The following is a 25,613-nucleotide window of genomic DNA, read 5'->3' as shown; positions in this document are numbered from 1 at the left end:
TGGTTTTTTTGTTAGTGATGAAGCATTACTTTGTATGCTTTATATTATCGAAGCTTTGTTATAAAATAATTATAATTTGAATTTATTGTTATAATATATGATTATTCCTTGGCAAGACCTCGATCCACAAACATTAACTAATCTAATTGAATATTTTGTATTACGCGAAGGTACTGACTACGGTTTACAAGAAAAATCACTACAAGAAAAGGTTGATGAAGTTAAACTGCAATTAATTAATGGCTCTGTTGCAATTTTTTGGTCGCAATTGCACGAAACAATGGATATTAAGCCAATCAAATAATGGTTAAAATGATTGTTTGTATATAATTTATTGTGTAACTTTGTTATAGTGTTATTGTTGTAAATTAAATGGAGAGGTGGGAATAATGATTGGTAAACAGCAATCGGATACAACGTTAGAATGGTTTTTATCTCATTGCCATATTCATAAATATCCAGCTAAGAGTACTCTTATACATCAAGGCGAAAAAGCAGAAACTCTCTATTACATTTTAAAAGGTTCTGTAGCAGTATTGATTAAGGATGATGAAGGTAATGAAATGATTTTATCTTATTTAAACCAAAATCAATTTTTGGGCGAGTTGGGACTTTTTGAAGAAGGTACTGAGCGAACTGCTTGGGTTAAAGCCAAAACAAGTTGTGAGGTTGCAGAAATTTCGTATAAAAAATTTAAACAGCTTGTTCAAGTCAATCCAGATATTTTAATGCATCTTGCCAGTCAAATGGCAAGTCGATTACAAGTCACATCTGAAAAAGTCAGTAATTTAGCCTTTTTAGACGTTGCTGGGCGTATTGCGCAAACGCTTTTAAACCTTGCTAAACAACCTGATGCTATGACACACCCTGATGGTATGCAAATAAAAATTACACGTCAAGAAATAGGTCAAATTGTTGGTTGTTCGCGTGAGACGGTGGGGCGAATTTTAAAAATGCTTGAAGATCAGCATTTAATCTCAGCTCATGGCAAGACAATTGTTGTTTATGGTACGCGTTGATTGACCAAGATGATATAATTAATACAATGATTAATACAATACGAGATATCGCATGACACAAAAAAGAGGTATTCCAAGTCATGTGGCTATAATTATGGATGGTAATGGTCGTTGGGCTCAGCAACGTAACCAGTTACGCGCTGTTGGTCATCGGGCAGGATTAAAAACGGTACGGAAAATTGTGGCTTACGCGGCAACTTTAAAAGTTAAAGTTCTTACTTTATATGCATTTAGCAGTGAAAACTGGAGGCGCCCACCCAATGAAGTTTCCGCTCTAATTTCCCTTTTTATCTATGCATTAAAACGAGAAATCAAAAGTTTGAATAAAAATAATGTTCGCTTGAATATTATTGGTGATATATCTCGTTTTAGTGATAATTTACAAAATATGATTATTCAAGCGCAAAATTTAACCAAAAACAATTCGGGTTTAGTACTAAATATTGCCGCCAACTATGGTGGGCGTTGGGATATTTTGCAATCGGCAAAAAAAATGGCTACCCAAGTGACTAAGGGGGAGATCACTTTAGATGAAGTAACAGAAGATCGTTTTGCTTCAATAATGTGTATGGGAGAATTTCCTAATGTTGATTTAGTTATCCGTACTGGAGGCGAATATCGAATCAGTAATTTTTTGTTATGGCAGATTGCTTATTCTGAACTCTATTTTACCGATACCTTATGGCCTGATTTTAACCAAGCTTTATTTGATGAAGCAATCAATGCTTTTAATGCCAGAGAGAGACGCTTTGGCGGCATTCGCAATTAAGGATCATTTATGTTAATTCATCGTATACTTGCTGCAGCTGTGCTTATTCCACTTGTCATAGTCGTTCTTTTTTTTGTTCCTTTATCTGTATTTTCTCTAACTATTATTTTGGTTTGTGGATTAGCAGCATGGGAATGGGCTCAGTTTCTTCATATTACTAAAAAACATTCAAAATTAATATTTGCTCTTTCAATCGTTGTTTTATTAACTATACTTTATTTGATTCCAAATTCAGTTGAATTAAAAATAAAGCTATACACCGTGATTTTATCTTTATCAATTATATGGTGGCTAATTGCTTTGTATTTGGTGGTTAGCTATCCAGATACAACCAAATACTGGAGTGATTCAACGGTTATTCATTCAACTTTTATAAAGCTACTATTTGCCTTTTTTACGATAGTGCCATTTTTTATTGGTATGATTGAACTAAGAGCAATTAACTATATGTCTAATTCTTATACTGGTGCAGTTTGCTTACTTTATGTTTTTGTGTTGGTCTGGGCAACAGATACAGGTGCTTATTTTGCAGGACGCGCATTTGGTAAACGAAAATTAGCTGCAAAAATTTCTCCAGGTAAGACCATAGAAGGGTTTATCGGTGGTATAAGTGTGGCTATCATAATTAGTATCATTGCCTATATGCTTAATTTATTTGATATGACATTTAGTACATTTTTTATTAGCTCTTTATCGGCAATTTTTGTTTCGGTTTTAGGTGATTTAACTGAAAGCATGTTTAAGCGTGAAGCAGGTATAAAAGATAGTGGTCACTTAATTCCAGGGCATGGTGGAATTTTAGATCGTATTGATAGTTTAACTGCTGCTGTTCCTGTTTTTACTACATTATCTTTTTATTTATTATAAATGGAGATTGATTTTGCTGTGGTCACTGTTATTATTTGTTATTACGATTAGTATACTAGTTACTATTCATGAGTTTGGGCATTTTTATGTTGCTCGCTTATGTCAGGTTCAAGTTGAATGTTTTTCAATTGGTTTTGGTAAAAAATTATGGTCGCATAAATTTTCAAGTGGAACCGAATTGGTAATTGCTATGATTCCACTTGGTGGTTATGTTAAAATGTTAAATACCGGATCAACAGCATTATCAAGTAATAGCAATAGCAATAGCAATAGCAATAGCAATAGCAATAGCAATAGCAATAGCAATAGCTTGGCATTTGATCAAAAGAAAATTTGGCAAAGGGCTTCAATTATTTTTGCAGGTCCGTTTGCTAATTTTGTGTTAGCTTTGATAAGCTATTGGATTATTTTTTTAATGGGTGTAAATGTTTATCCCGTTAAAATAAAGGAAGTGATACCTAACACACCTGCTTCCACAATAGCAATTCCAGTTGGTGCTGAATTGGAAACTATTGATAATATCAAAATTGAAACATGGCAAGATGTAAACTTGGCTTTAATCTCTCTAATGGGAAAGAATGATATGTCTTTCACCTATATTGATGGTACCAATAATAGCGATCAAAAAAAAGAAGTTAAGAAAAGTGTAGATATTAGTAATTGGTATTTTGATATAGAAAAAGACTCAGCTATTACCGCATTTGGTTTTGTTCCTAAAGAGGTGGAAATTTATCCAATTGTGAGTAAAATTGTATCAGGTTCGGCAGCAGAACGTGCGGGTTTGCGTGTTGGCGATAAAATTATTGGTTATAATGATCAGCTATATACAAATTGGCATGATTTTTCCAACACGATTAAAAAAGCTCAAACAATGACGTTGAAGGTTAATCGAGAAAACAAAGAAATTTATCTTACACTCGAGCCAACCGTTCAAAAAAACGGGGAAGGTGTTGTGGGCTTATATCCTACAACTGATGTAAAAGTTGTGCAGTATGGTTTTTTCGAAGGGTTTAATAAAGGTATAGCGCAAACGGCGTTAACTACAAAGTTAACTATTCGTTCGCTTTATCAATTATTAACGGGGGTTATTGGTCTAGAACATATATCTGGCCCAATAACAATAGCAAAAGGCGCAGGGCAAACAGCAAGTTATGGTTTTACTTCTTACTTATATTTTCTAGCCTTTATAAGTATAAGTTTGGGAGTTATCAATCTTGTTCCATTACCTATATTAGATGGGGGACACCTTGTTTTTTTATTACTTGAAAAGATAAGAGGGCGAACCTTATCAAATAAAGCACAAGAGCGTTTTTCTCGTATTGGCTTTTTTTTATTAATGGTAATAATGGGAATTGCACTATTTAATGATATTTTACGGTTGTGATGGAATGAGGGCATAAATATTTACGATGAAAATAAATAAATTACTTATAGCATCTTTGTTGCTTAGTACTACAGCAGTATATAGTTCTAACGCATTTTGTATTGATGATTTTGTGGTAAAAGATATCAAATTTGAAGGTTTACAGCGTGTTACTGTTGGGGCAGCATTGCTTGAAATGCCAATCCAAGTTGGTGATTATGTTAATGAAGCGGATTTAGGGCGTATAATTAAATCGCTTTATTCTAGTGGAAACTTTGATAATATTACTATTTCTCGTGATGGTGATCGGTTAATTGTTCATGTTCAAGAACGCCCAACTATTGCTAGTATAAGTTTTTCTGGTAATAAGTCAGTTAAAAATGACATGCTTAAGAAAAATCTAGATAGTTCTGGTATCCGTGAGGGGGAAGCATTAGACCGCACTATGCTTTCAGGTATTGAAAAGGGCTTAGAAGATTTTTATTATAGCGTTGGTAAATATAATGCTCAAATTAAAGCTGTTGTAACTCCATTATCTCGTAATCGTGTCGATTTAAAATTAGTTGTTGCTGAAGGTAAATCAGCATTAATCGATCAGATCAATATTGTTGGAGCTAAGGCTTTTTCATCAGAAGAACTTATTTCACGTTTTACCTTGCGTGATGAAGTACCTTGGTGGAATATGCTTGGTGATCGTAAATATCAAAAACAAAAATTAGCCTCTGATTTGGATGAGTTACAAAGTTTTTATTTAAATCGTGGTTATGCTCGTTTCAATATTGAGTCAACACAAGTTAGTTTAACGCCAGATAAAAAAGGTATTTACGTTACAATTAATATCCATGAAGGTGAACAGTATAAGCTCTCTAAACTTGAGTTTATGGGTAATTTCGCAAGCTATAAAGAAGCAATTGCTAAAATCGCTAACGAAAAAGTAACCGTTGGTGAGCTTTATAATGGTAAAAAAATTACTGAAATTGAGGATAGCATTAAACGTTTACTTGCTAATTTTGGTTATGCATATCCAAAAGTTTCCATTCAGCCAGAAATGGATGATTCAGAACATACGGCTAAATTAGTTGTTCTTGTTGATGTTGGTGAGCGTTTTTATGTTCGTAATATTAAGATAGTAGGTAATACCGTAACAAGCGAAAGCGTAATCCGTCGTGAACTTCGGCAAATGGAAGGAGCTTGGTTAAGTAACGGGTTAGTCGAATTAGGTAAAGAACGTTTAAATCGACTTGGTTTTTTTGATACTGTTGAAGCAAACACTGAGCGTGTGTCTGGTGTTGATGATCAAGTTGATATTATTTATAAAGTTGCTGAACGTAATACGGGTAGTATCAAATTTGGTGTTGGCGTCGGTTCTGATAGCGGTCTTAGCTTCAATGCAGGTATCTCTCAAGATAACTGGTTAGGCACAGGTAATAGTGTCTCATTTGATATTAACACTACTGATACAGATAAAACAGCGTCTGTTTCTATTGTTGATCCTTATTTTACTGTTGATGGTGTAAGTTTAGGCGGTAGCATTTACTATAACACCTATAAAAACGATGATAAAGATGATGAGTCAGAATATGCGAGCAAGACTTGGGGCGCTTCAGCTAATTTAGGTTTCCCTATTAGTGAAAATAATTTTGTTCGTTTTGGCACTGAATACGCTAATCATAATTTGTCCGATATGCAAGCGCAATATAGTATGTGGCGTTATTTTGACTCCATGGGTGAAAATTTGAAAAATAAAAATTCTATTTCTTTCGATACCAATGATTTATTGCTAAGTGCTTATTGGACATATAATTCTTTAGATCGTGGGTTCTTCCCAACTGATGGCTTAAAAATGACAGCTAGCGCTAAATTCACTGCGCCATTATTTGATAACCGATTCTATAAACTAGTTTCAGATGCCTCTTACTATTATCCGATTGACAATGACCATAATTGGATATTCTTAACTCGGGCAAGAATTGGCTATGGAGGTGGTTTTGGTGGTAAAGAGTTACCATTTTACGAAAACTTTTATGCTGGAGGAGCATCAGTATTACGTGGTTTTAAATCCAATACTGTTGGTCCTAAAGCAGTATATCTTAATAAAAGTGGTGTGTGTGATAGTTTAGATAATACCTCTGGGTGTACAAAATCAAAAGATGCAGTAGGCGGTAATGCTATAGCTTTTGCTAGTACAGAGCTGATTGTTCCAACCCCATTTGCTGGTGAAAAATATGCTGATAATATTAGGACATCGTTATTTTTTGATGCAGGGACTGTATGGGATACCGAATGGAAACTAAAAGGAAATAATATTCCAGATTATAGTTCTCCATCGGATATTAGAATGTCGGCTGGTATTGCTGTGCAATGGATGTCGCCATTAGGTCCTTTGGTCTTTTCTTATGCTCAACCACTTAAGAAATATGATGGCGATTCAGCACAACAGTTCCAATTTAATATAGGGTCTACATGGTAATTCCATGTTATAAATAAAAAACACATAGGTGATTAAAGTGAAGAAAATTATATCTATTTTTGGTGTTAGTTTAGCATTTCTTTTTGCAGGCGTTGCAAATGCAGAAATTAAAATTGGTGTGGTTGATGTTATGTCTGTTTTACAACGTATGCCTCAACGTGAATCGGTCGGTAAGGCGTTGGATAATGAATTTGAAGCGAGAGCCAAATCATTACAAGTCGAAGAAAAGAAAGCTGGTGATGCCGCTGCTCGCCTAAAAAAAGATGGCTTAACTTTGTCTTCTTCTGAAAAAGCTAAACTAAATAAGGTGATTTCTGATTTTGAAAATAAAGCGAAAGCTTTTTCAGCTGATTATCGTAAACGTGAAACAGAAGAAGCAGGCAAATTATTAACTAAAATCCAAGAAGCTGTTAAAGATATTGTTGAGACAGAAAAGTACGATCTTATCTTAAAAGCCGAAGCTACATTATCAGCTTCAGATGCGGTTGATATTTCAGATAAAGTATTGGCAAAGGTTAAAAAATAATGTTTGCTTTTCGTTTAGAGCAACTAGCTAAGCAACTTGATGCTAAATTACACGGTGATGCTGATTTAACTATCACTGGTATTGCATCAATGAAAAGTGCAATGTCAGGTCAAATTACTTTTTTATCTGACAAAAAATTACAAAATAATTTGTTAGAGTGCAAGGCTTCTGCTGTTGTAATGACAGCAGAAAGCCTTAAGTTCTGGCATGGTGCAGCTCTGATTGTTAAAGATCCATATCTTGCATATGCAAAATTGGCACAATATCTTGATACTACGCCTGCTCCAGCTAAGGATATCGCTAGCTCAGCAGTGATTGATTCAACAGCTAAATTAGGTTGTAATATATCAATAGGCGCTAACGCAGTTATTGAAAGCGGTGTAGTGTTAGGCGATAATTGCGTTATAGGTGCTGGTAGTTTTGTAGGTAAAAATACCACAATAGGTGCAGGAACAAAATTATGGGCTAATGTTTCTGTTTATCATAATTGTGTTATTGGCGACAATTGCTTAATTCAATCAGGAACTGTAATTGGTGCAGATGGATTTGGTTATGCTAATGATAAAGGTAAGTGGATTAAAATTCCTCAACTAGGTCGAGTTGTTATTGGTAATAACGTTGAAATTGGCGCCTCAACAACAATCGATCGGGGAGCGCTTGATGATACTATTATTGGTAACGGCGTTATTATAGATAATCAATGCCAGATTGCTCATAACGATATTATCGGGGATCATACAGCGGTTGCCGGTGGCGTTATTATGGCAGGGAGCTTAACTATTGGCCGTCATTGCTTAATTGGTGGTGCAAGTGTTATTAATGGACATATGGAAATATGTGATCAAGTTACCATAACTGGTATGGGTATGGTTATGCGCCCAATTACTGAACCAGGGGTTTATTCATCAGGTATTCCATTGCAAGAAAATAAAGTTTGGCGAAAAACGGCTTCATTAGTTTTACATATTGACGAAATGAATAAACGTTTGAAGGCACTTGAGAAGAAACACTGAAATGTCTCGACGTAAGCGGTTGCGGTCGGTATAATGCACGCCTATTTTTTAAATTTTTTAGCTCAGTTATCGTTTTTATATAAATATGGGCAGATAATATTCAATAATTTCGAGGTATAAAGATGCAAGTTTCGGTAGAAACAACACAAGGTTTAGGTCGACGTTTATCAATTACAATTAAAGCTGAAGATATTACAAAAGCGGTTGATAAAGAACTTATTAATACGACAAAAAAAGTACGTATTGATGGCTTCCGTAAGGGAAAAGTGCCTTTAAAAATTGTTGAACAACGTTATGGTGCTTCTATTTTACAAGATGCATTAAGCGACTTAATGCAACGAAATTTTGTTGAAGCAATTATTCAAGAAAAATTAAATCCAGCTGGTGCTCCAACTTATACACCACAAGAATATAAAAAGGGCGAAGATTATACCTTTACTGTTGAATTTGAAGTTTATCCAGAAGTCAAAGTTGAAAATTTAGATAAAATTGAAGTTGAAAAACCTATTGCTGAAGTAGCTGATGCGGATGTTGAAACTATGATTGAAACCTTACGCAAACAGCAAGGTGTTTGGAAAGAAATTGATAAAGAAGCTAAAGAGCAGTATCGTGTTACTTTGGATTTTGTTGGTAAAGTTGATGATGCCGAATTTGAAGGCGGTAAGGCTAATGATTTTGCATTAGTATTAGGGCAAGGTCGTATGATTTCTGGTTTTGAAGATGCAATTATAGGGCATAAAGTGGGTGATCAGTTTGAAATTAATGTGACTTTCCCTGAAGATTATCATGCTGAAAATCTAAAAGGTAAGCCAGCTGTATTTGCGGCAACACTTAAAAAAGTTGAAGAGTTAGAATTGCCAGAACTTACTGAAGAGGTCATTAAACGCTTCGGTATTGCTGATGGCACTATTGAAAGCTTACGATCTGAAGTTCGTAAGAACATGACAAGAGAGCTCAATGCGACAATTCGCAATAAAGTCAAAATTCAAGCTATTGATGGTTTGGTTAAAAATAATGAAATTGATGTGCCTGAGGCATTAGTTAACCGTGAGGTTGATGTATTACGTCAGCAAGCTTTATCTCGTTTTGGTGGTAATGTAAAACCTGGTATGGAATTACCAAAAGAATTATTTGAAGCTGAGGCTAAAAAACGCGTTGTTACTGGTTTGTTGTTTAGCGAAATTATTGAGAGCAATAAATTAACAGCAGATGAATCGCATGTTCAGGCATTAATTGATGAAATTGCAACTGCATATGAAGATCCAAAAGAAGTTTTAGAATATTATCGTAAAGATAAAAAAGCGATGGATAATATTCGAGCGGTAGCACTAGAAGATCAAGTTGTCGATCTGTTGTTGGCTAGTGCCAAAGTAACAGAAAAGAATTATTCGTTTTCCGAATTAATGAATCAGCAAACAGCTTAACTTACTAGTCTTTTCATTTTATATAAAAAGATCACTATAAAGCCCAAATAAGAATTGTCTGTTTGGGCTATTTTGTTAATTAGGAGATAAAAATGCCTTTAGAATCATATATGGGTGTTGTTCCAATGGTTGTTGAGCAAAATTCTCGTGGTGAGAGAGCTTATGATATTTACTCACGATTATTAAAAGAGCGAGTTATATTTTTGACTGGGCAAGTTGAAGATAATATGGCAAATCTGATTATCGCTCAAATGTTATTTTTAGAAGCTGAAAATCCTGATAAAGATATCTATTTATATATTAATTCACCTGGTGGTGTCGTTACTGCTGGCATGGCTATTTATGACACAATGCAATTTATAAAACCCGATGTCAGCACGATTTGTTTAGGACAAGCATGTTCAATGGGATCATTACTTTTAACAGCAGGCACTAAAGGTAAACGTTATTGCTTACCTAATGCCCGTGTAATGATTCACCAACCATTAGGTGGCTTCCAGGGGCAGGCTTCAGATATCCAAATACATGCACAAGAGATTTTACAGGTAAAAAACCGCTTAAATAATATTTTAGCCATGCACACCGGCCAAGATATTAGTGTGATTGAAAAAGATACCGATCGTGATAATTTTATGTCTGCCGATAAAGCAGTTGAATATGGTCTAGTTGATGCCATATTTAGTAAACGATCTTAATATTAGGTAGGTGGTAAAAGTGAATAAGAAAAGTTCAGAAAAATTACTTTATTGCACTTTTTGTAGTAAAAGTGAGCATGAAGTCCGTAAACTTATTGCTGGGCCAGAATCTATTTATATTTGTAACGAATGTATAGGCTTATGCAATGAGATATTAAAAGAAGAAACGAAAAGTTCTCTTTCCTATGAAGAATTTATTAATAAGACACTGCCAACACCACATGAAATCAGAGAACATCTTGATGAATATGTAATTGGTCAAGAGAAAGCCAAAAAAGTTTTATCTGTCGCTGTCTATAATCATTACAAACGATTACGTAATCATGTGAGTCACAGTGATGTTGAATTAGGCAAAAGTAATATCTTGCTCATAGGACCCACTGGTAGTGGCAAAACGTTATTAGCTGAAACACTAGCTCGTTTTTTAGATGTGCCTTTTGCCATGGCTGATGCGACAACATTAACTGAAGCTGGTTATGTTGGTGAAGATGTAGAAAATATTATTCAAAAATTATTACAGAATTGCGATTATGATGTTGAAAAAGCTCAGCGGGGTATTATCTATGTTGATGAAATTGATAAAATTTCACGAAAATCCGATAATCCATCTATTACCAGAGATGTATCAGGCGAAGGCGTTCAACAGGCTTTATTGAAGATTATTGAAGGTACGATTGCTTCAGTTCCTCCAAAAGGTGGGCGTAAGCATCCTCAGCAAGAGTTTCTACAAGTTGATACTTCAAAAATTCTATTTATTTGTGGTGGTGCATTTAGTGGATTGGATAAAGTTATCGAAAATCGTGTATCAACTAATACAGGAATAGGTTTTGGTGCTGAGGTTAAAAGTACTAAAAATAAAGTTTCTGAATCGGAACTATTAGCTCAAATCGAGGCTGAAGACTTAGTTAAGTTTGGCTTAATTCCAGAGTTCATTGGAAGATTACCTGTTATTGGTACATTATCTGAATTGGATAAAAATGCCTTAATTAATATACTAACTGAACCTAAAAATGCCCTCACTAAGCAATTTAAAACGTTAATTGAGTTAGATGGTGTAGAGCTTGAGTTTACTAAAGAAGCTCTAGATGCTATTGCTATAAAGGCGATGCAACGAAAAACAGGAGCACGAGGTTTGCGTTCAATTGTGGAAAATATATTATTGGATACAATGTATGACTTACCATCAATGAATACTATTAAAAAAGTGATTGTAGACAAAGACACTGTTGAAAGATCTCAAGTTCCGAAATTAGTACATCGTGAAGATGATGAACTTTCTGCTTAAAATATAAATTTGCCATCATAAGTATGATGGCAAAATATGTAAACTAAGAATTAATATTAAAGTTGCCAATACTGCTAATAATGTTTCATAACTAGTGTAGTTTTAATCAAAAAAGATAGGCTTGAATATCTAAAAACGATCCCAATATTTATCTAATGGGTTTGTACTACTAGAGAGAATAAAATGAATATAAAACGAACTAAACATATAATTATGCCTATTTTACCATTACGTGATGTTGTTGTATTTCCACATATGGTAATCCCTCTCTTTGTTGGTCGAAGTAAATCAATACGTTGCTTGGAAAAGGCAATGGAAATGGATAAACAAGTCTTTCTTGTAACCCAAAAAGATCCATCTCAAGATGATCCTGCTATAGATGATTTATATGAAGTTGGAACTGTAGCTAATGTTTTACAGCTACTAGAATTACCAGATGGAACAGTGAAGGTTCTTGTTGAAGGTATTGAACGGGCAAAAATGCTTGATTTAGTTGAGCATGATGACAATGAATTTTTTATTGCCGAGGTTAAACCATTAAGTGAAACAAAAATGGCTTCAGATATAAGTGAGGCTATGATTCGCTTAACTTTATCTAATTTTGATGAGTACTCAAAGTTTAATAAAAAAATAGCTCAGGAAGTGGTTGATTCTATTCGTTTACTTAAAGAGCCATCTCATTTAGCTGATTCTATTGCTGCTACTCTATTTTTAAAAGTTAATCAAAAACAAGAGATTTTAGTAACAGTTAACCTTGCTAAGCGTTTTGAATTGCTTATTTCATTAATGGAATCAGAAATTGAATTATTACAAGTTGAAAAAAATATACGGCAACGTGTTAAACAGCAAATGGAAAAAGCTCAAAAAGAGTATTATCTCAATGAGCAAATTAAAGCTATCCATAAAGAATTAGGTGATATAGATAATAAGACTGATGAATACGAAGAGCTAAAAGAAAAAATCACTAAAGCTAAAATGCCAAAAGAGGCTGAGGATAAAGCATTAGCTGAACTTAATAAGTTAAAAATGATGCCAGCAATGTCCGCAGAAGCAACGGTTGTTCGAGGTTATATTGATTGGATGATTCAAGTTCCTTGGTATAAGTGTAGTAAAGTTAGAAAAGATATTGAAGGGGCACAAAAAGTTTTAGATAAAGATCATTATGGGCTTGAACGTGTAAAAGATAGAATTTTAGAATATTTAGCAGTTCAAAGTCGCGTTAATAAAGTGAAAGGACCTATTTTATGTTTGGTTGGTCCCCCAGGAGTAGGTAAAACATCACTGGGTCAATCGATAGCTAAAGCAACAGGACGTCAGTATATTCGTATGGCATTAGGTGGCGTGCGCGATGAGGCTGAGATTCGAGGGCATAGACGCACTTACATTGGTTCGATGCCAGGTAAATTGATTCAACGTATGGCAAAAGTGGGGGTTAAAAATCCATTATTTTTACTAGATGAAATTGATAAGATGGCAACTGATATGCGTGGTGATCCTGCATCAGCATTATTAGAAGTACTTGATCCAGAACAAAATAATGCATTTAGTGACCATTATTTGGAAGTTGATTACGATTTATCCGATGTAATGTTTGTTGCAACTGCTAATTCTATGAATATTCCAGCGCCATTATTGGATAGAATGGAAGTTATTCGCCTTTCTGGTTATACGGAGGACGAGAAGCTGAATATTGCTAAGCAACATTTGATCGCTAAGCAGGTAGAAAACAATGGTTTAAAATCAAGAGAAATTAGTATTGATGACTCAGCCATTATTGGAATCATTCGTTACTATACGCGCGAAGCAGGCGTTCGAGGCTTAGAAAGAGAGATTGCAAAAATTTGCCGTAAAGTTGTTAAAAAATTGGCGTTAGATAGCAAATTGAAGAAAGTAACTGTGACACAGGATAACTTAAAAGATTTCTTGGGGATACAGCGTTTTGATTATGGTAAAACGGATAATGAAAACCGTATCGGTCAAGTTATTGGTCTTGCATGGACAGAAGTAGGTGGGGACTTACTTACTATTGAATCAGTAAGTGTAATTGGTAAAGGGAAATTAACTTATACAGGTTCATTAGGTGATGTAATGCAAGAGTCAATTCAAACGGCATTGACAGTTGTTCGATCTCGTGCAGAAAAATTGGGTATTAATAGCGATTTTTATGAAAAACGCGATATCCATGTGCATGTGCCTGATGGCGCAACGCCAAAAGACGGACCAAGTGCAGGTATTGCAATGTGTACTTCACTTATTTCCACATTAACCGGTAATCCTGTTCGTTCTGATGTTGCGATGACGGGCGAAATAACATTACGTGGAGAGGTATTACCTATTGGGGGACTAAAAGAGAAGTTATTAGCTGCTCACCGAGGGGGGATTAAAACGGTATTGATTCCAATGGATAATGTTAAAGATTTGGAAGAAATCCCTGATAATGTGAAATCTGAAATTGATATACACCCAGTAAAGTGGATTGATGAAGTGCTCACAATTGCGCTAAAAAACAACCCATTAGGTATAGAGTCAATAGATAAAAAAGTCACATTGAAGCAACCAGCGAAAAAAGCTATAAAGAAAGTAAAAAATAATGTTGGGAATTCTGTTAGATTAAATTAATCTATCTTATAATTTCAAAAAAGATCAACTTATGTTGATCTTTTTTTTGAGGCTTAACATTCTGGCAATAGCCAATTTGGTTAAATATGCTATACTTTCGAAATTCAACATTAGGTATATGGAGAATCGCAAGAAATGATGGAAACAATCCGAACAGCAGCAAATAATATTTTTGTTAAGATTATTTTTGCAATAATTATTTTATGTTTTATTTTCACAGGCGTCGGATTTTTGGGCTTTGGTGGCGGTAATAGCCCGCGAGATCAGCAGCTGTACATTGCAAAAGTTGATGGTGAGGGTATTAGTAGAGCCGAATTTGAAGCCCAAGCAAGGGCTGTAACAGCAAAGGCTGGCGGTGATAGTTCTTTTATTAAACAGCTACGCCGTAATGTATTATCTCATCAAATTGATAATTATTTAGCTTATAAGTTTTCGCAAAGTATTGGTGTAGCTATTAGTAATGATCAGATTAAAAAGTTTATTAAGAAACAAAGAGACTTTTTCAAAAATGGTAAATTTGATAATCAAACTTATTTAAATCTTCTTGCTGAAAATCATTTCACTCCAGATAGTTATGCCGAAATTATAAGAAGTGTATTACAACAACAACAGTTTGTTAATGCCATAACTAATAGTGGTTTTGTTTTACCTATTGATTCAGAAATATCGTTATTGAAAAATCAAGTTAGACAAGTTTATTCTGCTTTAATAGATCCTTCAGTTGTGAATATGGATGATGTAAAAATAACATTAGAAGATGAACAAAAGTATTACAATGAGCATCAAAAGCAGTTTTTTAAGAAAGAAAGAGTGAAAATCAAATATATTGTTAATAGTACGGATGATTTAATAAAAAAAATTAAAGTTAGTAATGAAGAAATTAAACAAAAATTTAATCAAAATATAAAAAAATATACATTTCCAGCAAAAAAATCTTATAGCGCAATTTATGTTATAGGTAAAGAACAAGCTGATAGTATTTTAAAAGAACTTACTTCGGGGAGGGATTTTGAAAGTATTGCCGAAATCGTTAATCAGGATAATAATATATCTCCATATGGAAAAAATGGTTTCTTAGGTTGGTTTGTTGATGATGATTCCTTGCCACGAGTATTTAAAGATGCTCGTTTAAAAAAAGTTGGGCAAGTTTCAGCTCCAATTCAAGCCGATGGTGGTTATGTAATAGTTAAGTTAGATGGCTTGCAAAAAGCAAAAGCTATGGACTTTGATTATGCGAAATATCAAATAGAATCAAAACTAAAACAACAAAAATTACAAGAATCCTTTGAAGCAGTGGAGCATAAAATTAAGGCTAATTTGAATGAGTCAACAGCATCTATTGAAGAGCTTTCTGAAAAAACTGGGCTTAAATTATATACTCCTGATTGGGCTTTTTATAATGATAGATTCTCAATTCTTTATTATCCAGAAGTTAGAGATGTTGTTTTTAGTGAAGAAATGATTGCTGACGGTAAAGTTAATAAGAAACTTTCCGATATGATATTCGTTGACAATGCTCAAAGTCAGTATGATTTTGTTATCCAATTAGTTGATTATCGGCCAGAAGGTATTGCACCATTTGAAGAGGTACAAGAGGAAATTCGCAATAAACTTTATACGGATATTGCTAATAACCGTTTTAAAACAACTGTTGATGGTTTTTTATCCGACTTAAATCAGTCAGGAAAAAACAAAAATGTGCAATTTGTTAAATCATATAAGTTAACCCGACATTCGAAGGATATTGATGAGAAAGTCGTTAGTAAAGTTTTCGATTTACTTCCATCAGCCTCTGGGAAAAATGTTTATGGAGCAGCATTTATTAATGACAAAAGTGCTTATGTTCTAGCTATGGCTAAGGTGGAGACTCCAGTGTATGAAGATATTTCTTCAGAACTATTACCTATATTACTTAATGATATGCATTATTATCTTGCCACAGATATACGTTCTAAGGCTAAGATAGAAATTATGCCTGATGCAAATTTGTGATTTAACCTCCAAAATAGTAGAAATAATAGCAAAAATGGAAAGTCACCTAGGTGACTTTTCTCATTTTTATTATTCATGAAATTTTTTCATTTGATTAAGTGAGATAGTTGTAAAGCAAATTTATTTGCGTAACTATTTTAAGAGGTTAATCAAATGAAAGTATTTCCATTATTATGTATTATGCTATCAAGCTTTATTTTTTCAAACACAAGTTTTGCCGATTCGGCTTCTACAACACCAGAGCCAATAAAACAGGAACAAAAACAAATTGTTCAAGTGAATATAAATACTGCAACAGCAGAAGAGCTATCAAAAGTGTTGAGTGGAATTGGTCCGAATAAAGCTCAGAAGATTATAGAATATCGAGAAAAATTTGGGCCTTTTGTTTCAGTTGAGCAGTTAAAAGAAGTTTCAGGTATTGGGCAGGCAACACTGGACAAAAATGCTGGTAAAATAACATTATAATTTATTATTTCCACCAATTGGTATTGGTGGAAATAATATTATGCTAATTATCGATAGGATCTATATCAATACTCCATTTTAATTTTGATGTTTCACTCCATTTAGCGATTGTTATTAATAATTGATCTAATATTTGCTGTAATTGTTGTCTATTTGTATGTTGAAGGAGTAATTGCCAACGATGGTAACCTGCTTTCTTTGGTTGGCTAGCTGGCATCGGTCCAAGTTGCCATAAAGCAGGCTCATAATGTACTTTTAACCAATCATGAATATGCTGTAAAAATGCAGGAGCATAATGGTTATTCCGATCTGCAGCACGAATTAATGCTTGGTAACTAAATGGCGGTAATTGTGTTTGTTTCCGTTCTTGCAGTGTTAGTTTAGCAAATTGTTGATAGCCTTTAGTTAGTAAAATGTTCAACAAAGGGTGATCTGGATGATGTGTTTGTAAAATAACTTCCCCCGCTTTTGCTTCACGACCAGCCCTTCCTGATACTTGAGTATAAATTTGAGCAAATCGTTCAGTTGCTCGAAAATCGCTTGAAAATAAAGCACCATCGACATCAATAATTCCAACTAAAGTAATATCGGGAAAATGATGTCCTTTAGCTAAAATTTGTGTACCAACTAAAATATGTGCACCACCTTGTTGAATAGTTTGTAGATAGGTATCTAATGAACCTTTTTTACTAACTGTATCGCGATCAATACGGCTGATCTTGATGTAAGGAAAAAGCACTTTAAGCTGTTGTTCAAGTTGTTCAGTTCCAAATCCAATTGGCATTAAATGAGTTGAACCACATTTTGGACATTGTTTGGGAATAGTTCTTGGTGTATCACAATAATGGCAAATTAGTTTGTGTTTTTTTTGATGTAATGTATAAGGTCTATCACAACGAGGGCATTCGGCAATCCAACCGCAATCATGGCATATCAATAGTGGTGAAAATCCTCGACGATTTAAAAATAACATTACCTGATTATTGTTGGACAAATGTTTTTTTATTTGTTCAATTAAAGGTTGAGATAAGCCAGAAGTAAGCACTAACCCACGTATATCCAAAATCGATTGTTTAGCTAGTGTTGCATTACCTGCTCTTTCCGTTAATGGCAATAAATGGTATTTTTTGTTTTGCGCATTATTAAGTGTTTCAAGAGATGGGGTTGCTGAACCTAAAATAATTGGAATATTATTAAATTTAGCTCGAATAATTGCTAAATCTCGCGCATGATAACGCCAGCCTTCTTGCTGTTTATAGGAATTATCATGTTCTTCATCAATAATAATCATTCCTAGGTTTTTAAATGGGGTAAAAAGCGATGAACGAGTACCAACAACAATAGCATTTTCTCCATGTTTGCTTCTTAACCAAACGTTAAGCCTTTGCTTATCTGTTAATCCTGAGTGTAAAATATCAATAGGTGCATTAAAGCGTTGTTGAAAACGTTTTATTGTTTGTGGTGTTAAGCCAATTTCAGGAACTAATACTAACGCTTGTTTCCCTGCTGCTAAGATAGTCGATAGTACATTTAGATACACTTCTGTCTTACCTGATCCAGTCACTCCTTCTAGCAAAAATACCTTAAATTGGTTATTTTCCTCATTCACTGCATTTATAGCATGGGTCTGTTCTTTATTTAGTTGAATAGAGCTAGCATTAGTTGAAAAATTTGTTTGCCATTGAATATTACTAGGCAGATAGGTGACTTGTTCTATAAGTTGTTTCTTTTGTAATTCGTTATACGTGGCACTACTTACATTCGTGTCAGGTATAGTATTATTTCTAAATGAAGATAATAATAACTTTTGTTTTGGAGCACGAGATAGCGATTGCAGATCTATATGCTTTCCCAATGCTGTTAATTGCCATCGTTTTGCCTCATCTTTGACCGCTTGGTGCCCTTGTCTGAGTAAAATAGGCATAGCATGAAATAAAACTTCACCAATAGGATAATGGTAATAACTAGCCGCCCACTCTAATAATTGCCAGATAGAAGGGGGGAAAACAGGCTCTGTATCAATAATTGCTGTAATTGATTTTAAGTTTTTAATATCAAACTCAGTTTTTTCATCAATACTAACAATAATTCCTATTATATTACGTTTGCCAAAAGGTACTTTCACCCGCATTCCAATCTGAGCAGGTTTCGCCAATTGGTAATCAAACAGTTGGTAAAGTGGTACAGGCAAGGCTATATGAGCAATAAGCATCAAAATCACAAATATTACAATTAATATAAAGCTATATTGTACGCAGTTTTTACTTAACCCGCAAAAGCTATCAAAGGCAATTTATTATTACAGAAAAATTTGTTTGTTCACCGATATATATTAGTTGGTAAACTAATATGCAATAGTGGTAACTATTAGTAAAATTTGCTATCTTGGCTATAGTTAATGAGAATAAATTGTAAAGGGTCAAATAATGCTCAAATCATTTTCGCATATTAATCAACGTGGTGATGCTCATATGGTTGATGTTTCAGATAAGCAGATAACAATGCGAGAAGCAAGCGCTGAGTCATTGGTTTTAATGAAAACTGAAACACTGAATATGATTATTGATGGTAAACATCATAAAGGAGATGTTTTTGCAACGGCAAGAATTGCTGGTATTCAAGCGGCTAAAAAAACATGGGAGCTTATCCCGCTTTGCCATCCGCTTTTTTTGAGTAAAATTGAAATTAAAATCGAGCCAGATCGAATAAACAATTGTGTTAAGATTCAATCTTTTTGTCGATTAAACGGGCAAACTGGTGTCGAAATGGAAGCAATGGTTGCTGCCTCTGTCGCTGCTTTGACTATTTATGACATGTGTAAAGCTGTACAAAAAGATATAGTGATTTCTCAGGTGCGTTTACTGACCAAAAGTGGTGGTAAGTCGGGTGATTTTATAGCCTAAAAAGTTAGTAGAGATAAGATGAATAAAGTTATTTTTTTTGCACAAATTAGAGAATTAGTGGGAACTACGTGTGTTATGTTAGATGCTAATGAACTTTCAGTTTCTCATCTTATTGAGCAGTTAAGTCAACGCGGTGAACGGTGGCTATTGGCTTTTACGGAAAGTGCTGTTTTATGTGCAGTAAATCAAACTTTGGTTGATCTTGATTATATTATTCAAGAAAACGATGAAATTGCATTCTTTCCACCTGTAACAGGAGGATAGCATTATGGATCTTATCAAAGTTAATAACGACCCTATTGATGTTAATCAGCTTAATGATTGGCTTTCTCAATTACCGCAAGATGGAGCTATTGTCACTTTTATGGGCAAAGTTCGTAGTCTTGAAAAGCAAACGATAAGCCTATTTTTAGAACATTATGCAGGTATGACAGAAAGGGTGCTAGCTAATATCGCAGCTCAAGCAAGAGAACGTTGGCAATTAAGCCGAATAGCAATAATTCATCGGGTGGGTGAAATTAATGCCAATGAGCAAATTGTTTTTGTGGGCGCGAGTAGTGCACATCGCTTAGATGCATTTGCTGCCACAGAGTTTATTATAGATATATTAAAGAGCGAAGCGCCTTTTTGGAAGAAAGAAAGAACACCTAACGGGCAAAATTGGGTAGAAGCTAAAAAAACAGATAAAGAGGCATTGAAAAAATGGCTTTAGATATAATTTAGGTTATAATGATACAAAGTTATATCATTCTTTTTAATGAGAGGTTATTAATGAAAAATTATTCGCCTAATGGTTCAATCATTGAACAAACAGGTAGCCGTATTCAAACATATATGAGCCATGTCTATGGTTGGATGACTGTTGGATTGTTATTAACAGCTTTGGTGGCTTGGTATGCATCTAGTAATGTTGAGCTTTTGAACTTATTATACCAAGGCATGTGGGTATTGTTGATTGCTGAGATTGGATTAGTTTTTGTCATTTCTGGCTTAATTAATCGACTTTCTGGGGCTGTTGCGACAACGTTATTTATGCTTTATTCAGTTTTAAATGGTTGTACGTTCTCAATTTACTTTATTGTTTATACATCATCTTCGATAGCAAGCGTATTTTTTATTACAGCTGGTATGTTTGCTGCTTTGGCTTTTTACGGTTATACCACTAAACGAGATCTATCGGGATTTGGACGTTTCTTGTTTATGGGGTTAATTGGTATTGTCATTGCTTCAATAGTAAATATCTTTATGCATAGTCAGCCATTAATGTGGGCAATTACTTATATAGGTGTATTTGTTTTTGCTGGGTTAACGGCTTATGATACACAAAAACTTAAAGAGTTAGGCGATCAATTATCACAAGATGACCCCAATATGTTTAGACGATTTGTTATTTTAGGAGCATTAACGCTTTATCTCGATTTCATTAACTTATTTATTATGTTATTGAGAATCTTTGCCGATCGTCGATAATTTTTTTATTCCAATTAAGTGAAAAGGGCTCCTAAAGTGAGCCCTTTTTGTTAATATTTTATGAGAAATTTATTTAGCAGTGCTAGTTTGTTAAAAAGTTTCAAGAAAGAACCACTTTTAAGTATAAAATGCTGTAATATTCATATAATATAAAGTGAACTTCTTGATAACAAATACTATGAAAAAATTATACCCCTTTGTTCTAATTAATATCTTTATTTCATCAATAATAGCAATTCGATTCTTTCTTGTTCCTGGGGGCTCATTTCATTGGCTAGGGATGGTATTTTCAATATTTGCGGTATTGGGGCATTTCTTCTCTGCCTACTTGCTACTTTTAATTATTTGTACTCCTCTGCTTTTACTTAAGCAATTTATTCGTAATATCATTCTTGCTATTTTATTTAGTTTTTTCCAAATTGGATTATATATTGATACGATTGTTTTTGAACAATACCGGTTTCATATAAATCAATCTGTTTTATCGATGGTTTTTTCTGGTCAAATTGTTGATTTTTCAATGTTGACTTACCTTTTAATGCTTGTGCTTATTGTTATTTCATTTTGTGCAGAGTATTTCATTCTTTATTTTGTTAATAATAAATTGGTTTTATCGCAAAAAAAATCAAGAATTATCTTACTATCAACAATATTTCTTTTTAGTTCATTTTTGATTAGTCATGTAGTGCATATGATCGCATTTTATTATGCTTATTCGCCTATTATGGCAGTAAAAGAATATATTCCACTTTATCGCCCATTTACATCAAAAAAAATTATGAGTTTTTTTGATGAAAAAGGGCAAAGAAAAGTTGTGTATAATAAGGACAATAGTAATGCCAGTGTTTATTATCCAAAAAATCCACTGGTGATTAATCCAGATAATAATAAACCTAAAAATATTATGTTTATTGTTTTAGATTCTTGGCGATATGATACATTTAGTGAAGAAATTTCTCCTAATACATTTCGTTTTGTTAAGCAAAATAATGGTGTAGTTTTTGATAACCATTATTCAACGGGTAATGCAACACGTACTGGTATTTTTGGATTGTTTTATGGTATTCCTGGTACCTATTGGGATGCGTTTTTACGAAATAGTATTCCTTCACTATTTATTACTACATTACAGAAAGAAAATTATAATATTGGCATCTTTACGTCAGCTAAAGTTTCTGCTCCTGAGTTTGATCGAACCGTATTTGTCACTATCAAAAATTTAAGAATCAGTAGTAAAGATGGTTCGGCATCAAATCGAGATAAGCAAATCACAGACGATTGGTTGGCATGGTATAAAACACGAGATGCTTCTAAACCAACATTTTCATTTTTATTTTATGATGCTCCTCATGCTTATGATTTCCCTGCCGATTCATTGGTAAAATTTAAACCTATTGGTGATTTAAATTATATGACATTGAATAATGACACCGATCCTTTGCCAATTTTTAATCGCTATAAGCAAAGTGTTTATTATGACGATTCTTTATTGCAAAATGTCTACGATGAACTAGTTAAATCAAACTCATTAGAAGACACAATAGTAGTCATTACTGGCGATCATTCTCAAGAGATGAATGATAATAAATTAGGATTTTGGGGGCATAATGGTAATTATACGGATGCGCAAACAAAAGTTCCTTTTATTATCATTGGAGGAAAAGAGTTAGAAAAAATCAAAGGTAATAGCAGAAAACTAACCAGTCATGAAGATGTTGTTCCAACCTTAATGAAACACTATTTATATGTGAAAAATGATATAAGTGATTATTCGACAGGTTATGATTTATTTAGCTCCATCGTCGATCGTAACTGGCTTTTGATGTCAAATTATAGTTCTTATGCGGTAAAGACATCTAGTGATATCTATCTTGTGAATCGATTAGGTATTAGTCATCATATGGATTTACATAATCGTGAAATTAATGAAACACCGAATTATCAATACATTTATGAGGCCATGAATCATATGCGCTATTTTTTTCAACCAGAGAAAAATAGTTTAAGCAATAAATTAGATTAAATTAGAGGAAATATCCGCCATTAGGCGGATAAATTATTACTAACGCACATCGGCGCAATTCAAGCAGTAAATATATCGATTTTGAGAGTCGTGAAACTTATTCCATAAAGAAACCTGCTGTTTAAGTTGTTTTGCTTCAGGTAGTTGTTCAAAAACTATTTCAGCAGTTGATTGAGGCAACATCGCTATCATATTTGAATAAAATGCATTAAACCAATTTCCATTTGGTTTTTGCCAGTCAATTTCGTAATCGGTTATATGAGCCAATGTTGCAGCCGTTTCAATGGCGTCATCGAAGTCGCCTAACTTATCAACAAGCCCAATTTTGTTTGCCTCTGAGCCTAACCAAACTTGGCCTTGTCCTATTTTATCAACTTGCTCAGTCGTCATATTCCTTGCGTTTGCTACTAAAGAAATAAATGTTTGATAGCCATTGTCGATATTCATTTGAATTAGTTGATTCATTTCGGTAGGTAATTCTTGCGTTGAGCTATTTCCCGCTAACGGTGAGGTAGCTACTCCATCACTGTAAACACCAATATGAGATAATGATTTTTCAAATGTTGGAATAATACCGAAGATACCAATAGAGCCTGTAATGGTATTTGGGCTTGCAATAATGTAATCAGATGCGGTTGATATCCAATATCCACCTGATGCAGCCATTCCGCCCATAGAGACGACAACAGGAATTTTATAGCTACGTAATGCATCCAATTCACTACGGATTGCTTCTGATGCATCTACGCTGCCTCCAGGGCTATTTACTCGCAATACTACTGCTTGTATGTTATGTTTAGTTAAATTTTTACGAATATTTCTTAATTGTTCTACAATGTCTTGACTACCCGCAATATTACTACTGTTTTCTCCATCGCTAATAGTACCGTTGACAAAAACAACAGCAATAAGTGGCTTGTTATCATTATCTGGTTCTTTATCTTTTGATTTAAGTTGATAATCATAAATGCTTAATTGATGTTTCTGAGTCAATTCGGACTCAAATTGGTAGTTAGATGCAATGGCATCAACTAATCCATTAGATATAGCATATTGAGCCATGTTTCCATTCGCTGCTTTTAAATTAGCTAACATAGTATCTGGTGCCGGAACCAATTGTGTGTTAGTTTTTTTTCGTTGCGTTGATATATCGTCAAGATAGTTATTCCACATAAGTGTTAGCCAACGAGTCGTATTGCTTTTTGCTTCTTCAGACATATCATTACGAATGAATGGCTCAATGGCAGACTTATAAGTACCGACTCTAAAAACGTGTGTGTTGATTTTTAAATTATCAAGTAGGGTTTTATAGTATAGGTTGTTGGCTGCTAATCCATATACATTAACAGCGCCAATAGGTGTCAAATAGATTTTATCTGCATAGCTTGCTAAATAATATTGGCTTTGATTAAAGCTCGAACCAAAAGCGTAAATTGGTTTATTAGATTCGCTAAATTTAGCCAAATATTTACCCATATATTGAAGAGCGCTCATGTCTGCACCAACAAAATTATCTAATTTTAGGACCATACTGGTAATCTTTGGGTCATTGGCCGCTTGAGCTATTTTTTGCGTCAATTCGAATAAACTATTTTCACGGGAGGTATTTATTTTTTTGCCGTAAATTTTATTTTGTAAGGCATAAATTTCATCACTATAGAGTGTGTTATCAACAATAATCCCTTCAATATCCAAAACCAAAGCTCCATATTGTGGAACAATTTCTTGTTTTTGTGTTTCTTTGATTAATGTGATAACACTAAAAATTAAAATAATAATAATTAGAAATATTAGATTAAGAAATATTTCTCTAATAAAGTTAATTATTTTCCATATTGATTTAATGACAGATAAAGTAGACATAATAATTGGTCCTTTTTAGTAGTAACTTTAACTTTTTGTTTCAATATTACGTTTCTTGAAATATTTTTTATCTTCAAATCGTAAGCATGTTAATTTTCCGCCCCAACAACACCCTGTATCAAGTGCGTAAATGGTTTCAGGTGTGCCTTTTCCGTTTAACGCAGCCCAATGCCCAAAAACAATACTATATTCTTTTGGAATTTTACTTGATAATAAGAACCAAGGTTTAAGCTTTGAAGGTGCTTGCTCTGGCGACTTTTTACAATAAAAATCTAAGCGACCATCCTCATAGCAAAAACGCATACGAGTTAATGCGTTAGCAATATAGCGCAGTCTATCTAAACCTTTTAGTTCAGGTGACCATTCATCAGGAAAGTTACCATACATTTTATCAAGGAATAAGGCATAAGAGTCACTAGATAACATAATGTTCAAGTCATTGGCACATTTTTTTAGTGTTTCAAGATCCCATTGTGGTGAAATACCAGCATGGGTCATAATTAGTTTTAGTGACTCGTCAATTTGAACCAATGGTTGTTTACGTAGCCAATTCATTAATTCATCAAAATCAGGCGCATTGATTACGCATTCAAGATTATCTTTCTTTTTAGAAACAGTAACACCTGCATAAATTGATAATAAATGTAAGTCATGATTACCTAATACTAATCGAATTTGATTGGCATTATGTTTAACAAACCTTAGGACATCTAATGATTTTGGCCCTCTGGCAACTAGATCACCGGTTAGCCATAGCGTGTCTGATGATGAAAATTTTGCTTTTTCAAGTACTCGCATAAATTCATCATAACACCCATGAATATCGCCAATAAGTAAGTTTGCCATA

Annotated in this window: 22 protein-coding genes; 19 read left to right on the top strand and 3 right to left on the bottom strand. The window is 33.9% G+C overall.

Annotation, left to right across the window (positions count from 1 at the left end):
• Window positions 1-97: 97 nt before the first annotated feature.
• The 14 genes from A9G41_RS07580 (at window position 98) to A9G41_RS07515 (ending at window position 16,507) form a co-directional block, all read left to right on the top strand.
• Window positions 98-304 carry a YheU family protein gene (locus A9G41_RS07580; RefSeq protein ID WP_065566873.1) on the top strand — a complete coding sequence of 69 codons (207 nt, stop codon included), beginning with the start codon at window positions 98-100 and terminating at the stop codon, window positions 302-304.
• Between the two features lie 82 nt (window positions 305-386).
• A complete protein-coding gene (gene crp / locus A9G41_RS07575) occupies window positions 387-1,019 on the top strand; it encodes a cAMP-activated global transcriptional regulator CRP (RefSeq protein WP_065566905.1) in 633 nt (210 codons plus the stop codon).
• Window positions 1,020-1,071: 52 nt separating this feature from the next.
• Window positions 1,072-1,788 (top strand): isoprenyl transferase, encoded by a 717-nt coding sequence (locus tag A9G41_RS07570; protein WP_065582522.1) that lies wholly within the window; start codon window positions 1,072-1,074, stop codon window positions 1,786-1,788.
• A gap of 9 nt (window positions 1,789-1,797) precedes the next feature.
• Window positions 1,798-2,655 carry a phosphatidate cytidylyltransferase gene (locus A9G41_RS07565; protein WP_075539521.1) on the top strand — a complete coding sequence of 286 codons (858 nt, stop codon included), beginning with the start codon at window positions 1,798-1,800 and terminating at the stop codon, window positions 2,653-2,655.
• Window positions 2,656-2,668: 13 nt separating this feature from the next.
• Window positions 2,669-4,039, top strand: coding sequence for an RIP metalloprotease RseP (gene rseP / locus A9G41_RS07560; RefSeq protein ID WP_179854691.1), 1,371 nt, complete (start codon window positions 2,669-2,671; stop codon window positions 4,037-4,039).
• Between the two features lie 25 nt (window positions 4,040-4,064).
• Entirely contained in the window at window positions 4,065-6,488 is a 2,424-nt protein-coding gene (gene bamA, locus A9G41_RS07555) for an outer membrane protein assembly factor BamA (protein ID WP_075539519.1), read from the top strand.
• A gap of 37 nt (window positions 6,489-6,525) precedes the next feature.
• Window positions 6,526-7,014: an OmpH family outer membrane protein gene (locus A9G41_RS07550; RefSeq protein ID WP_075539518.1), complete on the top strand. Its 489-nt coding sequence runs from the start codon at window positions 6,526-6,528 to the stop codon at window positions 7,012-7,014.
• Complete coding sequence (gene lpxD, locus A9G41_RS07545) at window positions 7,014-8,027, top strand: UDP-3-O-(3-hydroxymyristoyl)glucosamine N-acyltransferase (protein ID WP_075539517.1); 1,014 nt, start codon at window positions 7,014-7,016, stop codon at window positions 8,025-8,027. The genes A9G41_RS07550 and lpxD overlap by 1 nt, the downstream gene beginning before the upstream one ends.
• Before the next feature lie 122 nt (window positions 8,028-8,149).
• Window positions 8,150-9,451, top strand: coding sequence for a trigger factor (gene tig / locus A9G41_RS07540; RefSeq protein ID WP_075539516.1), 1,302 nt, complete (start codon window positions 8,150-8,152; stop codon window positions 9,449-9,451).
• A 92-nt stretch (window positions 9,452-9,543) separates the two neighbouring features.
• Entirely contained in the window at window positions 9,544-10,146 is a 603-nt protein-coding gene (clpP, locus tag A9G41_RS07535) for an ATP-dependent Clp endopeptidase proteolytic subunit ClpP (RefSeq protein WP_065582516.1), read from the top strand.
• Window positions 10,147-10,165: 19 nt separating this feature from the next.
• A complete protein-coding gene (gene clpX, locus A9G41_RS07530; protein ID WP_218837687.1) occupies window positions 10,166-11,431 on the top strand; it encodes an ATP-dependent protease ATP-binding subunit ClpX in 1,266 nt (421 codons plus the stop codon).
• Between the two features lie 183 nt (window positions 11,432-11,614).
• The gene (gene lon / locus A9G41_RS07525; protein ID WP_082259635.1) at window positions 11,615-14,050 is read left to right on the top strand and encodes an endopeptidase La; all 2,436 of its coding nucleotides are present in this window, start codon (window positions 11,615-11,617) and stop codon (window positions 14,048-14,050) included.
• A gap of 135 nt (window positions 14,051-14,185) precedes the next feature.
• Window positions 14,186-16,042 (top strand): SurA N-terminal domain-containing protein, encoded by a 1,857-nt coding sequence (locus A9G41_RS07520; protein WP_075539514.1) that lies wholly within the window; start codon window positions 14,186-14,188, stop codon window positions 16,040-16,042.
• Window positions 16,043-16,195: 153 nt separating this feature from the next.
• The gene (locus A9G41_RS07515; RefSeq protein WP_065587931.1) at window positions 16,196-16,507 is read left to right on the top strand and encodes a ComEA family DNA-binding protein; all 312 of its coding nucleotides are present in this window, start codon (window positions 16,196-16,198) and stop codon (window positions 16,505-16,507) included.
• A 43-nt stretch (window positions 16,508-16,550) separates the two neighbouring features.
• Here A9G41_RS07515 and priA read toward each other — a convergent pair whose 3' ends face one another.
• Window positions 16,551-18,719, bottom strand: coding sequence for a primosomal protein N' (priA, locus tag A9G41_RS07510; RefSeq protein WP_075539513.1), 2,169 nt, complete (start codon window positions 18,717-18,719; stop codon window positions 16,551-16,553).
• 214 nt (window positions 18,720-18,933) lie between these two features.
• On the opposite strand from priA, the gene moaC reads away from it, so the two are divergent.
• From moaC to A9G41_RS07485, 5 genes are all read left to right on the top strand, one after another.
• Window positions 18,934-19,410, top strand: a complete 477-nt coding sequence (gene moaC, locus A9G41_RS07505; RefSeq protein ID WP_065587929.1) for a cyclic pyranopterin monophosphate synthase MoaC — start codon at window positions 18,934-18,936, stop codon at window positions 19,408-19,410.
• 18 nt (window positions 19,411-19,428) lie between these two features.
• The gene (gene moaD, locus A9G41_RS07500) at window positions 19,429-19,674 is read left to right on the top strand and encodes a molybdopterin synthase sulfur carrier subunit (RefSeq protein ID WP_065587928.1); all 246 of its coding nucleotides are present in this window, start codon (window positions 19,429-19,431) and stop codon (window positions 19,672-19,674) included.
• A gap of 4 nt (window positions 19,675-19,678) precedes the next feature.
• The gene (gene moaE, locus A9G41_RS07495; protein WP_143425438.1) at window positions 19,679-20,122 is read left to right on the top strand and encodes a molybdopterin synthase catalytic subunit MoaE; all 444 of its coding nucleotides are present in this window, start codon (window positions 19,679-19,681) and stop codon (window positions 20,120-20,122) included.
• A gap of 59 nt (window positions 20,123-20,181) precedes the next feature.
• Complete coding sequence (locus A9G41_RS07490) at window positions 20,182-20,880, top strand: Bax inhibitor-1/YccA family protein (RefSeq protein WP_065566857.1); 699 nt, start codon at window positions 20,182-20,184, stop codon at window positions 20,878-20,880.
• Window positions 20,881-21,058: 178 nt separating this feature from the next.
• Window positions 21,059-22,903, top strand: a complete 1,845-nt coding sequence (locus A9G41_RS07485) for a DUF3413 domain-containing protein (protein WP_075539511.1) — start codon at window positions 21,059-21,061, stop codon at window positions 22,901-22,903.
• A gap of 39 nt (window positions 22,904-22,942) precedes the next feature.
• On the opposite strand, the gene sppA is transcribed toward A9G41_RS07485, so the two are convergent.
• Window positions 22,943-24,766, bottom strand: coding sequence for a signal peptide peptidase SppA (gene sppA / locus A9G41_RS07480; protein ID WP_075539510.1), 1,824 nt, complete (start codon window positions 24,764-24,766; stop codon window positions 22,943-22,945).
• Between the two features lie 27 nt (window positions 24,767-24,793).
• Window positions 24,794-25,612 (bottom strand): bis(5'-nucleosyl)-tetraphosphatase (symmetrical) ApaH, encoded by an 819-nt coding sequence (apaH, locus tag A9G41_RS07475; RefSeq protein WP_065566854.1) that lies wholly within the window; start codon window positions 25,610-25,612, stop codon window positions 24,794-24,796.
• Window position 25,613 lies beyond the last annotated feature (1 nt).

Origin of the sequence: Gilliamella sp. Nev5-1 (assembly GCF_001690895.1) — a bacterium.
In the GTDB taxonomy this organism is placed as follows: domain Bacteria; phylum Pseudomonadota; class Gammaproteobacteria; order Enterobacterales; family Orbaceae; genus Gilliamella; species Gilliamella apicola_C.
The sequence above is the reverse complement of the archived record's forward strand: the minus strand, read 5'-3'. Positions and strand labels throughout refer to the sequence as shown.

Excerpts from the sequence above, each read along its gene's own strand:
- A9G41_RS07580 (WP_065566873.1), top strand. The coding sequence starts at position 98 with ATGATTATTCCTTGGCAAGACCTCGATCCACAAACATTAACTAATCTA.
- A9G41_RS07570 (WP_065582522.1), top strand. The coding sequence starts at position 1,072 with ATGACACAAAAAAGAGGTATTCCAAGTCATGTGGCTATAATTATGGAT.
- A9G41_RS07565 (WP_075539521.1), top strand. The coding sequence starts at position 1,798 with ATGTTAATTCATCGTATACTTGCTGCAGCTGTGCTTATTCCACTTGTC.
- bamA (WP_075539519.1), top strand. The coding sequence starts at position 4,065 with ATGAAAATAAATAAATTACTTATAGCATCTTTGTTGCTTAGTACTACA.
- lpxD (WP_075539517.1), top strand. The coding sequence starts at position 7,014 with ATGTTTGCTTTTCGTTTAGAGCAACTAGCTAAGCAACTTGATGCTAAA.
- tig (WP_075539516.1), top strand. The coding sequence starts at position 8,150 with ATGCAAGTTTCGGTAGAAACAACACAAGGTTTAGGTCGACGTTTATCA.
- clpP (WP_065582516.1), top strand. The coding sequence starts at position 9,544 with ATGCCTTTAGAATCATATATGGGTGTTGTTCCAATGGTTGTTGAGCAA.
- lon (WP_082259635.1), top strand. The coding sequence starts at position 11,615 with ATGAATATAAAACGAACTAAACATATAATTATGCCTATTTTACCATTA.
- A9G41_RS07520 (WP_075539514.1), top strand. The coding sequence starts at position 14,186 with ATGATGGAAACAATCCGAACAGCAGCAAATAATATTTTTGTTAAGATT.
- A9G41_RS07515 (WP_065587931.1), top strand. The coding sequence starts at position 16,196 with ATGAAAGTATTTCCATTATTATGTATTATGCTATCAAGCTTTATTTTT.
- priA (WP_075539513.1), bottom strand. The coding sequence starts at position 18,719 with ATGCTTATTGCTCATATAGCCTTGCCTGTACCACTTTACCAACTGTTT.
- moaC (WP_065587929.1), top strand. The coding sequence starts at position 18,934 with ATGCTCAAATCATTTTCGCATATTAATCAACGTGGTGATGCTCATATG.
- moaD (WP_065587928.1), top strand. The coding sequence starts at position 19,429 with ATGAATAAAGTTATTTTTTTTGCACAAATTAGAGAATTAGTGGGAACT.
- moaE (WP_143425438.1), top strand. The coding sequence starts at position 19,679 with ATGGATCTTATCAAAGTTAATAACGACCCTATTGATGTTAATCAGCTT.
- A9G41_RS07490 (WP_065566857.1), top strand. The coding sequence starts at position 20,182 with ATGAAAAATTATTCGCCTAATGGTTCAATCATTGAACAAACAGGTAGC.
- A9G41_RS07485 (WP_075539511.1), top strand. The coding sequence starts at position 21,059 with ATGAAAAAATTATACCCCTTTGTTCTAATTAATATCTTTATTTCATCA.
- sppA (WP_075539510.1), bottom strand. The coding sequence starts at position 24,766 with ATGTCTACTTTATCTGTCATTAAATCAATATGGAAAATAATTAACTTT.
- apaH (WP_065566854.1), bottom strand. The coding sequence starts at position 25,612 with ATGGCAAACTTACTTATTGGCGATATTCATGGGTGTTATGATGAATTT.